This window comes from Corallococcus macrosporus (genome assembly GCF_017302985.1).
In the GTDB taxonomy this organism is placed as follows: domain Bacteria; phylum Myxococcota; class Myxococcia; order Myxococcales; family Myxococcaceae; genus Corallococcus; species Corallococcus macrosporus_A.
Window position 1 is genome coordinate 2,286,261 of the sequence record NZ_JAFIMU010000007.1, and the last position, 11,396, is coordinate 2,297,656.

General features: G+C 70.9%; 12 protein-coding genes. All 12 read left to right on the forward strand.

Going from position 1 to position 11,396, the window contains the following annotated elements; all coding sequences use genetic code 11:
* Nucleotides 1-31: 31 nt before the first annotated feature.
* The 12 genes from JYK02_RS21730 to JYK02_RS21785 all read left to right on the forward strand — a co-directional run bounded on the left by JYK02_RS21730 (nucleotide 32) and on the right by JYK02_RS21785 (nucleotide 11,367).
* Nucleotides 32-322 (forward strand): hypothetical protein, encoded by a 291-nt coding sequence (locus JYK02_RS21730; protein WP_207053701.1) that lies wholly within the window; start codon nucleotides 32-34, stop codon nucleotides 320-322.
* Between the two features lie 7 nt (nucleotides 323-329).
* Nucleotides 330-656: a hypothetical protein gene (locus JYK02_RS21735; RefSeq protein WP_347402546.1), complete on the forward strand. Its 327-nt coding sequence runs from the start codon at nucleotides 330-332 to the stop codon at nucleotides 654-656.
* A 308-nt stretch (nucleotides 657-964) separates the two neighbouring features.
* The gene (locus JYK02_RS21740; RefSeq protein WP_242588837.1) at nucleotides 965-2,701 is read left to right on the forward strand and encodes a serine/threonine protein kinase; all 1,737 of its coding nucleotides are present in this window, start codon (nucleotides 965-967) and stop codon (nucleotides 2,699-2,701) included.
* 72 nt (nucleotides 2,702-2,773) lie between these two features.
* Nucleotides 2,774-3,727, forward strand: a complete 954-nt coding sequence (gshB, locus tag JYK02_RS21745; RefSeq protein ID WP_207053702.1) for a glutathione synthase — start codon at nucleotides 2,774-2,776, stop codon at nucleotides 3,725-3,727.
* A gap of 2 nt (nucleotides 3,728-3,729) precedes the next feature.
* Nucleotides 3,730-4,509 (forward strand): methyltransferase, encoded by a 780-nt coding sequence (locus JYK02_RS21750; RefSeq protein WP_207053703.1) that lies wholly within the window; start codon nucleotides 3,730-3,732, stop codon nucleotides 4,507-4,509.
* A 114-nt stretch (nucleotides 4,510-4,623) separates the two neighbouring features.
* On the forward strand, nucleotides 4,624-5,130 hold the full coding sequence (locus tag JYK02_RS21755) for a DoxX family protein (protein WP_207053705.1): 507 nt from the start codon (nucleotides 4,624-4,626) through the stop codon (nucleotides 5,128-5,130).
* Between the two features lie 111 nt (nucleotides 5,131-5,241).
* Nucleotides 5,242-6,972 (forward strand): CapA family protein, encoded by a 1,731-nt coding sequence (locus JYK02_RS21760; RefSeq protein WP_207053707.1) that lies wholly within the window; start codon nucleotides 5,242-5,244, stop codon nucleotides 6,970-6,972.
* Nucleotides 6,973-7,187: 215 nt separating this feature from the next.
* Entirely contained in the window at nucleotides 7,188-8,462 is a 1,275-nt protein-coding gene (locus JYK02_RS21765) for an MFS transporter (RefSeq protein WP_207053708.1), read from the forward strand.
* A 28-nt stretch (nucleotides 8,463-8,490) separates the two neighbouring features.
* Nucleotides 8,491-8,928, forward strand: coding sequence for an SRPBCC domain-containing protein (locus JYK02_RS21770; RefSeq protein ID WP_207053709.1), 438 nt, complete (start codon nucleotides 8,491-8,493; stop codon nucleotides 8,926-8,928).
* A gap of 71 nt (nucleotides 8,929-8,999) precedes the next feature.
* The gene (locus JYK02_RS21775) at nucleotides 9,000-10,019 is read left to right on the forward strand and encodes an alpha/beta fold hydrolase (protein WP_207053710.1); all 1,020 of its coding nucleotides are present in this window, start codon (nucleotides 9,000-9,002) and stop codon (nucleotides 10,017-10,019) included.
* Between the two features lie 7 nt (nucleotides 10,020-10,026).
* Complete coding sequence (locus tag JYK02_RS21780) at nucleotides 10,027-10,935, forward strand: AraC family transcriptional regulator (protein ID WP_207053711.1); 909 nt, start codon at nucleotides 10,027-10,029, stop codon at nucleotides 10,933-10,935.
* A 15-nt stretch (nucleotides 10,936-10,950) separates the two neighbouring features.
* The gene (locus JYK02_RS21785) at nucleotides 10,951-11,367 is read left to right on the forward strand and encodes a VOC family protein (protein WP_207053712.1); all 417 of its coding nucleotides are present in this window, start codon (nucleotides 10,951-10,953) and stop codon (nucleotides 11,365-11,367) included.
* Nucleotides 11,368-11,396: the final 29 nt, after the last annotated feature.

Sequence of the window (11,396 nt, forward strand, 5' to 3'; positions counted from 1 at the left end):
GCAGGGTACGCTTCTGGCAACGGGCGCGGGGATGACCCTGGCCGGCCCTTCGCACGTTTCTCCAGGATTGCAGGCGTTCACGGTGCTCATCGCCCGGGGCGTGCAGTCCACCGTGGACGGGCTGTCGGCCGAGGTCCGGCAGGCGGTGCTGGCCGAGCTGTTCCGCATGGGCACCGAGGCCTCCGAGAACCACTCGGGGCACACGCCCTGTCCTCCCTACACCCTGCGCCTGGACGTGGCGGACTGCCGGATGCACGTGGAGCTGGACCCCATGCGCACCCGCCTGTCCCTGACCGGCCTCACCCGGCCCCGGCCGCACTAGAGGAACCGTGAACGAGCGGTGGACGTACGGGCAGATGGTGCCCCGGCGCGCGGGCTACGAGGAGAGCTGGGAGCTCACCTACCGCGTGGAGCAGCTCCGGGAGCTGGTGGGCCACGAGCTGCGCCTGGACGCCGGGCTCGCGGCGGAGCTGGACGACACCCTGGCCCGCCTGGTCATGCGCAACCAGCGCCTGCGCGCCCTGCAGCGCATGGTGTCCGCGGAGCGGGAGCCGGAGGACCTGGTCATGCTCCGCGCCGCGCTGGAGGACATGGACCGGCAGCTGCTCCAGGAACTGCCCGGCCTGCTGGACCGGCTGCGCGCCACGCTCCTGTAGCAGCGTGTCCCCGCGCCGGAGGCCTGTCGGTTTCCGACTTGTGCACGGGCCCTGCTTCTTTTCACCAGTCTAATTGGAGTGTTGATCAACTGGTGGAAGCGGTAGGGGAAGCCGAGTTGGGGACAAGTCAGCAAGCTTCCGGATTCATTCACGAATCGGCGATCTGCTACATGTGGGCAAATTGCCGGTTTCCCCCGGGCATCCACAGGGGGGCTTCCAGGCCCCCGGTTGTCCACAGGCCCGTCCACACCTTCCACAGGTGATCCACAGGAACCTGGGGGCATCCTGGAGGCGACGAAGGACCCCGGATGCAACAGCCCTGTTATGGTCCGGCCCGGCTTTTCTCACGACGCGGGCGCCCTTTTTCCAAGGCGCTGGAGGATGGGCTCATCGACTTCCATCGGGGCGAGCGCATCGGGAAGTACGAGGTGCTCACGCAGCTGACCGTGGGCGGCATGGCGGAGCTGTTCCTGGGATACACGTCGGGCCCGGGCGGCTTCCGCAAGTACGTGGTCATCAAGCGCATCCTCCCGGACGCGCGCTCCAATGATCAGTTCGTCCGCATGTTCCTGGACGAGGCGCGCATCACCGCGGCCTTCAACCACCCGAACATCGCGCAGGTGTTCGACCTGGGGGAGGAGGACGACGGGCTCTACCTGTCCATGGAGTTCATCGGCGGGCAGAACCTCAACCAGGTGACGAGCGCGTGCCTGAAGAAGCGCCAGCCGGTGCCGCTGGCCTTCACCCTCTCCGTGGCCCGCGACGTGTGCCTGGCGCTGCACTACGCGCACACCTTCACGTCCCCCGGCGGCGAGGCGAGCCCCGTCATCCACCGCGACGTGGCGCAGAAGAACATCATGGTGACGTACGACGGCACCGTGAAGCTGCTCGACTTCGGCATCGCCAAGGCGAAGAACAGCCTGGAGCGCACCAGCGTCGGCACGGTGAAGGGCACCACCGGGTACATGTCCCCGGAGCAGGTGCGCGGCGATCCGCTGGATGGCCGCAGCGACCTGTTCTCCGTGGGCGTGGTGATGCACGAACTCATCACCGGCGAGCGGCTCTTCGCGGGCAAGACCGAGCGCGACGAGATGGTGAAGATCCTCGAGGACGCCATCCCGTGGCCGTCCGTGCTCTTGCCGCACATCTCCGAGGACATCTCCCGCGTGGTGATGCGCGCGCTGGAGCGCAACGTGGACCGCCGCTACCCGTCCGGGCGGGACATGGCGCGCGCCATCGAGAAGGCGGCCGGCGGCAAGCTGATGGACGCCGAGCAGCGCGCCGCCCTCATGAAGAGCCTCTTCGCGGAGCGCATGGCGGCCACGCGCTCGCTATTGGAGAGCGCGGACGTCACCACCAGCAGCCAGGTGCTGGCGTCGGCGAAGCGGGCGCTCCAGAAGGACGACGGGCCGTACCTGCCGGAGCGCAAGGCCAACGCGCTCAGCGTCGTGGAGGCGCGCAAGAAGGCGGAGATCGCGAAGCTGCGCGCGGAAGGCCCCGGCAGTGACGACACCGCGCCCCCGGTGAAGCGCTCCAAGCTGGGCGCCGTCTGGGCGCTGCTCTCCCTGTCGCTCATCCTGGGCCTGGCCTACGGCGCGTTCCGGCTCACGAAGCTGCTGGAAGCCGAGGAGCCGCCTCCGCCCGACCCCTCGACCCTGGGCGCGATGGTCCCCCTGCGGCCGCGCGAGTCCCCCGCGCCCGACGCGGGCATGGCCACCGCGGAGGCGGACAAGGACAAGGACACGAAGGACGCCAGGGACGCGAAGGACCCCCGGGACCGGGACGACTCCAGCTCCAGCCGGGTCACCGGCCGCAACCGGAAGGGCAAGGGCGAGGTGACGCTCTTCCTGGACGAGCCGGCGGAGGTCTTCCTCAACAACAAGTCCCTGGGACAGGCGCCGCTGGTGAAGCGCTCGCTGCCGGTGGGCCAGGCGGAGCTCGTCCTGGTGGGCGCGGACAAGAAGCGCCGGGTGCTCGCGGTGCCGGTGGAGGCAGGCAAGCCCGTGCGCCTCAACCTGAAGCTGAGGGAGCTGCCGGGCCGCTGAGTTCCGGGGTGGACGAAGGCGCGCTCGAAGGAGCGGCACGGACGGAGGGCGTCCGCTATCTTCCGCCCCCTCATGGCCCTCTCCCTTGGCTTCCTGATGGACCCGCTCGAGAGCGTGCGGGTGGACCACGACACGACGTTCTCGCTGATGCTGGAGGCGCAGCGGCGGGGGCACGACGTCTACTACTTCGAACAGGGGTGGCTGCGCTTCAACGGCCGGTGCTCGGAAGCGCGCATGCGCCGGGTGAAGGTGCGGCGGGAAGTGGGGCACCACTTCGACGTGCTGTCGGAGGACGTGCGGCCGCTGTCGAAGCTGGACGTGCTCTTCCTGCGCAAGGACCCGCCGGTGGACGCGGACTATCTGCACGCCACGCAGCTGGTGGAGCTGTGTCCGGACCGCAAGCCCCTCTTCATCAACAACCCGTCCGGCATCCGCGACGCGAACGAGAAGCTCTTCACGCTGAACTTCCCGGACCTGATGCCGGAGACGCGCGTCACGCGTGAGCTGTCCGTGGTGCTGGAGTTCGCGGCGAAGAACGCGCAGGGCACCATCCTGAAGCCCATCGACGGCTTCGGCGGCAAGGGCATCCTCTTCCTCGCGCCGGGGGACCGCAACGCGCGCTCCATGGTGGAGCTGCTCACGCAGGGCGGCAAGGAGCCCATCCTCGCGCAGGCCTACGTGCCGGAGAGCCGCCTGGGCGACAAGCGCATCATCCTGGTGGACGGAGACCCGGTGGGCGCGGTGCTGCGCGTGCCGTCGGACGCGGACCACCGGGGCAACATGGCCGCGGGCGGCACGCCGATGAAGGCGGAGATCACCGCGCGCGACCTCCACATCTGCCAGCGCCTCAAGCCCGCGCTCCAGGAGAAGGGGCTGACGCTGGTGGGCATCGACGTGCTGGGCGACTACCTCACGGAGGTGAACGTCACCAGCCCCACGGGCCTGGTGGAGGCCAGCCACCTGGACGGCGTCTCCTGCGAGGCGCGCGTGCTGGAAGTGGCCGAGCGGATGCACGGCGCGCGCTGACCGTGGCGCCCGTCAATCCGGAGGACGGCGAGACGCTGGACTCCATTGGCACCGCGGACGTGCGCGTGTTCCAGCGCCGCACGGGCTACCGCTTCACGCTGGACGCGGTGCTGCTGGCGCACTTCGCGGCCTCGGAAGGCGGCGACCTTCCCGGGCCGGTGCTGGAGCTGGGCGCGGGCAGCGGCGTGGTGTCGCTGCTGCTGGTGAAGCAGTTCGGCGTCGCGGGGCCGGTGGATGCGCTGGAGCTTCAGCCTGCGGTGCACGCGCGGCTGACGCGCGCGGTGGCGCTCAACGGGTGCGAGGGCCGGGTGCGGCCGGTGCTCGGGGACCTGCGGCAGGCGCGGACGTTGTTCGTGCCCGGGGCCTACGCGCAGGTGGTGTCCAACCCGCCGTTCCGCCGGGCCGAGGCGGGCGTGGTGAGCCCGGACGCGGAGCGGGCCGTGTCCAAGTCGGAGGTGGCGTGTGACGCGCCCTCCGTGGTCGCGGCGGCGCGGCATGCGCTGAGGCCGGGCGGCGGCGTGAGCCTGGTGTATCCGGCGGCGCGGCTGGCGGAGGTGCTGGGGGTGCTCACGGGCGCGCGGTTGTTCCCCCGGGTGCTCCGCGCCGTGCACGCGCGGGTGGACGCGCCCGCGACGCGCTTCCTGGTGCAGGCGCTGCGGGACCAGGACCGGGGCCTGTCGGTGCGCGCGCCGCTCATCGTGCATGGCGACGGGCCCGGGGGGTACAGCGCGGAGGTGGCGGCGCTGATGGACGTGCCGCTGGCGGAGCGTGAAGGGGCCTGAGTGCCCGGCCGTTGGGCGTGGGGGCTTGCGAGCGTCGGGGCCGGATGCGCGGATGCGTCACAACGTATGGGGCACTTCACCCACCGGACGCCTGCGTCCCGAGAGGAGAGCCCCATGAACGTGGCGATGCTCAACGAACAACCGTCGTTGCTGAAGTCGGCCGCGCTGTTGCCGCCGCGCCTGTCGCTGGGCGCGACGATGATCCACCACGGCCTGGCGAAGCTGAAGAAGGACGGCATCGCGCAGAGCGCGGGCATGTTCGAGCAACTGGGCATCAAGCCCGGCAAGCCGTGGGCGCTGGCCACGGGCATCACGGAGCTGGTGGCCGGGGTGAGCTCCATCCTGGGCATCGCGACGCGCCTCACGGCGGTGGGCGTCATCGTCACGCAGGCCATGGCCATCGCGAAGGTGCACGGGAAGAACGGCTTCGACATGACGAAGGGCGGCTACGAGTTCAACGTGGCGCTCATCGCCATCGCGCTGGGCACGCTGATGCGCGGGCCGGGGCGGGTGTCGCTGCACAGCGCGCTGGAGCGGCGGGTGAAGCGCAAGGAGCTGAAGCACTTCCGGCTGCTGCCGCGTCAGCGCAGGGGCTCGGTGCTGCTCGACGCGCTCGGGTAGGCGGGGCGAGGGCCTTCAGGGGGTGTAGGGGTGTCGCCTGCCCGGCTGCTGGCGAGCCGGGCCCGTGGGTGGCACCCCTGCCCCCGTCCCATCCCGTAAGATGCGCGGGCCATGGCCCCCCCGTCCGTCCTGCTGATGCTGGCGCTCGCCGCGCCCGCCGCGTCCGTCCCCAACTTCTCCACAGCCGAGTCCTCCGCCGCCCGCCTCACCGAAGCGGGCACGGCCTCCGTGCGCTCCGTCATCCGGAACGCGGGACCCGGGAGTCTTGAGGCAGCGGGCCTCGCGTCGGTGCGCAGCGCGATGGGGACCACGACCGTCGCGATGCGGATGCCCGCGGGCCTCGCCCAGGCCGGGTCACCCTCCCCTGCCGCGTCCGAGGCGAACACGGCGCCCGCCACGGGCGCCGCGCAAAGCCAGACAGACTCCCTCTCGGAGGCCGGCCGCATCGCCGTGGAGGCCAGCGTCGGGGCCCTGCGCGCCGCCGCCATCGCGATGCATGGCAAGGCCGCGCCGGGCCTCGCCACCGCCGTGGGCAACCCGGACGAGCACTACGCCCGGGGCGTCGCCGCGCTCCAGTCCAAGGACTCCCGCACCGCCATCACGGAGCTGTCCGCGTGCGTGCAGGCCGCGCCGTCCCGCGCCGACTGCCGCTGGGAGCTGGGCTGGGCCTGGTCCGTGGAAGGCCGCTGGGCGGACTCACTCACGCAGTGGACGCAGGTGCGCGCGCTCAATCCCAACCAGCCGGACCTGGAGGGCGCGCTCACGCAGGCCCGCAACCAGGCCGCGCTCCAGGCCAGGCTCGCGCAGCCCGTGGACAGCACGCCCCGTCCGCCCCCGCCCGCGGGCGCGAAGCTGCGCATCCGCGCCGCCGGTGACCTGATGCTCGGCACCACCGTGCCGGAGGGCTACCTGCCCCCCGAGGGCGGCGGCAGCGTCATCGCGGCCGTGCGCCCCCTGCTGGAGGATGCGGACCTCACCTTCGTGAACCTGGAAGGGCCGCTCTGCGACACCGGCAAGACCACCAAGTGCCGCTCGCCCGCGAACTGCTACGCGTTCCGCTCCCCCACGTCCTTCGGCGAGTACCTGAAGCAGGCCAGCGTGGACGTGGTCTCCACCGCCAACAACCACTCCGGCGACTTCGGCGAGGAGTGCCGCCGCGCCACCGAGTCCACGCTGGACGCGCTGGGCATCGCCTGGAGCGGGCCGCCGGGCAGCGTCGCCACGCTGGAGCGCAACGGCCTGAAGATCGGCCTCGTGGCCTTCCACACGTCCGCGGGCTGCAACCACCTCAACAACCTGCCCACCGCCACCGCGCTGGTGAAGCAGACCGCCGCCACGCACGACATCGTCATCGTCTCCTTCCACGGCGGCGCCGAGGGCGGCAAGGCCCTGCACGTCCCGCAGGGCAAGGAGATGTTCTTCGGCGAGGACCGCGGCGACCTGCGCGTCTTCACCCACGCGGTGGTGGACGCGGGCGCGCACCTGGTGCTCGGCCACGGCCCGCACGTCGCGCGCGCCATGGAGTTCTACCAGGGCCGCCTCATCGCCTACTCCATGGGCAACTTCGCCACCTACGGCCGCTTCAACCTCAAGGGTCCGCAGGGCCTGGGCATGATCCTCGAGGTGGAGCTGGACGCGAACGGCCGCTTCTCCACCGGCCGCATCCTCCCCACGAAGCAGGTCGGTGAAGGCATCACCCAGCCGGACCCGGACGCCAACGTCGTCTCGCTGGTGCGCAAGCTCACCCTCGAGGACTTCCCCGACACGGGCGCCCGCATCGCCGACGACGGCCGCCTCTCTCCGCGCAAGGCGGCCGCCACCGTCACCAACACCGTGCCGTAGCGCCGAGCCTTCCCGACAACGCCGCACCCGCACCCACGGAAGGCCACGCCTTTCGTGGGTGTTTTGCATGTCACGCTTCGCGCATCACCGTCAGGGAATGCGCGCTTTGTTGAAGCCGGGCTGCTGCCTCGGCTGCCATGCGCCTCATTGCGCCTCCAAGCGTGCCGCGCCGTGCAAGGCGCGAGTGCGCGACGTGCGCTAAGACAGACTCCGACGTGCCTGCCCATCGACTGCCACGACTGACTTCGCTGCGCCCGTTCGACTACCCCGGCTACTTCGCGGTGTGGCTGGGCGCGCTCATCTCCAACATCGGCACCTGGATGGAGACGGTGGCGATGGGCGTGTACGTCACGCAGACCACGGGCAAGGCCGAGTGGACGGGCGCCGTCGTCGCGCTGTCGTTCCTGCCCGCGGTCATCCTCGCGCCGGTGGGTGGCGCGCTGGCGGATCGCTTCGACCGTCGCGCGTACGCGGGGCTGGGCGCCATCCTCCAGGCGGCGCTCGCGGCGGTGATGACGGTGCTGGCGTTCCGGGGACAGCTGTCGGTGCCCGTCATCGGCGTCATCTCGTTCCTCAACGGCTGCGTGAGCACGCTCACCTATCCGGCCTTCTCCGCGCTGCTCGCGGAGCTGGTGCCGCCGGAAGACCTGCACCTGTCCACCAGCCTCAACTCCGCGCAGTTCAACCTGGGCCGCATCCTGGGCCCCACGCTGGCCGCGGTGGTGCTGCAGGCGGGCGGGCCCGCGTGGGCGCTGCTCGCGAACACGCTGTCCTTCTTCGCGGTGCTGGTGGCGCTGTGGCGCGTGGTGCCGCCGGCGCGCGACCCGGCCGCGAAGCGCGAGCCGCTCTGGGACGGCATCCGCCGCGGCATCACGGTGGCGCGCGACGACGAGGACATCTCGCTGGTGCTGACGGCCACCTTCTTCGTGGCCGCGCTGGTGGCGCCGTTCATCGGCCTGGTGCCGGTGTTCGCCATCCGCGAGCTGGGCCAGGGCGCGGCGGCCACGTCGCTGCTGGTGACGTGCCAGGGCGCGGGCGCGGTGACGGCGGCGCTGTGCGTGGGCACGCTCGCGGAGCTCTTCGGGCAGCGCAAGCTGCGCGGCTACGCGGCGACTACCATCGCGGTGCTGGCGGGGGTGTACTGGCTGGCGCCCACGCTCCAGGTGGCCGCGGTGTGCATCTTCTTCCTCGGCGCCAACTACCTGGTGCTGATGAGCAGCCTGAGCTCCGCCTGCCAGGGCCGCGTGCCGCGCGAGCTGCAGGCGCGCATGGGCAGCCTCTACAGCATGGTGCTGGGCGCGGGCTATTCGCTGGGCGTCTGGTTCCTGGGCGCGCTCGCGGACCGCATGAACCTGCGCTTCGTGACCATCGGCGCGGCGGCCATCTTCCTGGCGCTGGTGCTCACCACGCGCCTGCTCAAGCCCGCGCGCTTCGAGAACGAGCCCCTGGCCCAGGCGGAAGTCCAGCCGTTCTCCGACAGCGCGCACTGACGCGCGTTTCCCCAAAAAGGGAGTGCCCATGGAGCCGAAGTTCCAGGTGCAGTTGAAGATCCGCAAGCCGGTGGCGCAGGTGTTCGAGGCGGTGGTGAACCCCGCGAAGCTGAGCGGCTACTTCGTGACGACGAGCAGCGGTCCGCTGGCGGCGGGCACCACGGTGAAGTGGAGTTTCGCGGAGGCCCCCGGCGAGTTCGACGTCATCACGCGCGAGGTGATTCCCAACGAGCGCATCGTCTTCGAGTGGCCCGCGGACCGCGGCTCCCTCACGCGCGTGGAGATGACCTTCGTGCCGCTGGACGCAGGCAACACGATGGTGAAGGTGAGCGAGTCCGGGTGGAAGCCGGATGAGAAGGGCTTCGAGGCGTCCTACGGCAACGCGGGCGGCTGGATGCACATGATGGTCTGCCTCAAGGGCTACCTGGAGTTCGGCATCAACCTCCGCGAGGGCGGGGCGCTCTGAAATCCGCGACGCGGGGGAATGTCCTGGCCACACTGCCGTTCCCGCGCGTCCCGTTCCCGCCAAGGAGCCCCATGTCCTCCGTCCGCGTCCCCGCCCTGCTGCTCTCCGCGCTGCTCCTGTCCGCCCCGGCCGCGAACGCGCAGGACGCGAAACGCGCACCGGAGGCGCTGGGCCTGGGCATGGAGGGCTACCCCTACCCCGCCCCGGTGCAGTTCCTGCCCGTGACGCTGGAGGGTCAGGACCTGCGCATGGCGTACATGGACGTGAAGCCCACGGCCAACGCCAACGGGCGCACGGTGGTGCTGCTGCACGGCAAGAACTTCTTCGGCGCGTACTGGAAGGACACCCTCCGCGTCCTCACGGGCGCGGGCTACCGCGTCGTCGTGCCGGACCAGGTGGGCTTCGGCAAGTCGTCCAAGCCGGCCATCGCGTACAGCTTCCACACGCTGGCGTCGCTGACGAAGCAGGTGCTGGACACGGTGGGCGTGAAGCAGGCCGCCGTCGTGGGCCACAGCATGGGCGGCATGCTCGCCACGCGCTTCGCGCTGATGTACCCGGAGGTGACGACGCAGCTCGTGCTGGAGAATCCCATCGGGCTGGAGGACTACCGCGAGTCCGTCCCGTGGAAGTCCACCGAGGACCTCTACCAGGAGAACCTCAAGGCCACGGAGGAAGGCCTGCGCAAGTACCAGCGCGGCTACTACGTGAAGTGGAAGCCCGAGTACGACGAATACGTCCAGGTCCTCTACCGCCAGACGCTCAGCGGCGAGTACCCGCGCCTGGCCTGGGTGTCCGCCGCCACGCAGACGATGATCTACGAGCAGCCCGTGGTGCATGAGTTCCCGAACGTGAAGGTCCCCACGCTGGTGGTGATTGGCCAGGAGGACCGCACGGTGGTGGGCAAGGGCAGCGTGCCGCCCGCGCTGCTGCCGAAGCTGGGGCAGTACCCGGCGCTGGGGAAGAAGACCGCCGCCGCCATCCCGGGCGCCACGCTGGTGGAGCTGCCCAACGTGGGCCACATCCCCCACTTCGAGGCGCCGGAGAAGTGGCACGCGGCCCTGCTGGACTTCCTGCGCAAGGGCTCGAAATAGTCTCCGGATGCATCGTGTCCGGGTGGTGCGCCACGCGTCCGAGCGGGGCGGATGGGAGATGGCGCTGGCCACGCCGCCCCCGGCGCTGGCGCCGCTGGTCCGGGACTACTGCGGCTATCGCGAGGCCATGCCCCAGCCCATGCGCCGGCAGGAGCTGCCCGGCGTGCAGGTGGTGCTCATCCTGGAGTTCGGTCCGCTGCTGAAGCACCTGGACGACGCGGGCCGGGTGACGCGCCACCGCTCCGGCTTCGTCGCGGGCCTGGACGAGCGCTGGAGCACCACCGAGCACGGCGGCGTGTCCCACGGGCTCCAGGTGAACCTCACGCCCCTGGGAGCGCGCAGCGTCTTCGGCGTGCCCATGCACGAGCTGTCCCACCGCGTGACGGGCCTGGAGGACCTCTGGGGCGGCGAGGCGCGGCGGCTTGTGGAGCAGTTGGAGGCGGCGCCGGACTGGGAGACGCGCTTTGCTCGCGCGGACGCCTTCCTGCTCCAGCGCGTGGAGCGCGGCCCGAAGGTGGAGGCCGGGGTGCGGTGGGCGGTGGAGCGCATCCAGCGGACGGGCGGCCAGGTGGACATCGCCACGCTGGCGGAGGAGCTGGGCCACAGCCACAAGCACCTCATCCACCAGTTCCACGAACAGGTGGGGCTGCCTCCGAAACGGCTGGCGCGGCTGCTGCGCTTCGACCGGACGGTGGAGTGCATCAAGGCCGGTGGGCCGGTGCGCTGGGCGGAGCTGGCGGTGGAGATGGGCTACTTCGACCAGGCGCACCTGAACCGGGACTTCCGCCAGTTCACCGGCGGGCCGCCGTCCTCCCTGCTGCGCCGCTCGCTGCCCGACGCGGGCGGCTTCGAATCCGGCTCGCAGGTGAAATCCGTACAAGAAGCGCCGGAGGGGGATGGGCAGGATGCGCGGTGAAAGGAAGACATCGCCATGTCCACGCCCCTGCCCAGCATCTATCCCTTCATCCACTACGCGGACCCGGAGGCCGCCCTGCGCTTCCTGAAGCAGGCCTTCGGCTGCGAGGAGCGGGTCGTCTACCGCAAGCCTGACGGTGCCATCGCCCATGTCGAGCTGACGTTGGGCCATGGGCTCGTGATGTTCGGTGGCGCGGAGGGTGGCCGGCTGAAGATGGCCGCGTCCAGGCAGGTGCCGGTGAAGAACCAGGGCATCTACGTGGTGGTGACGGACCCGGACGCGCTCTACGCGCGGGCGAAGGCCGCGGGCGCGAGCATCGCGATGGAGCTGCACGACACGGACTACGGCTCGCGGGACTTCAGTGCGCTGGACCCCGAGGGGAACGTCTGGAGTTTCGGCACGTACCAGCCGCTCGCCGCGCCCAAGGGGTGAGACAGGAGGGGCCGTCCATGCAAGGCTTT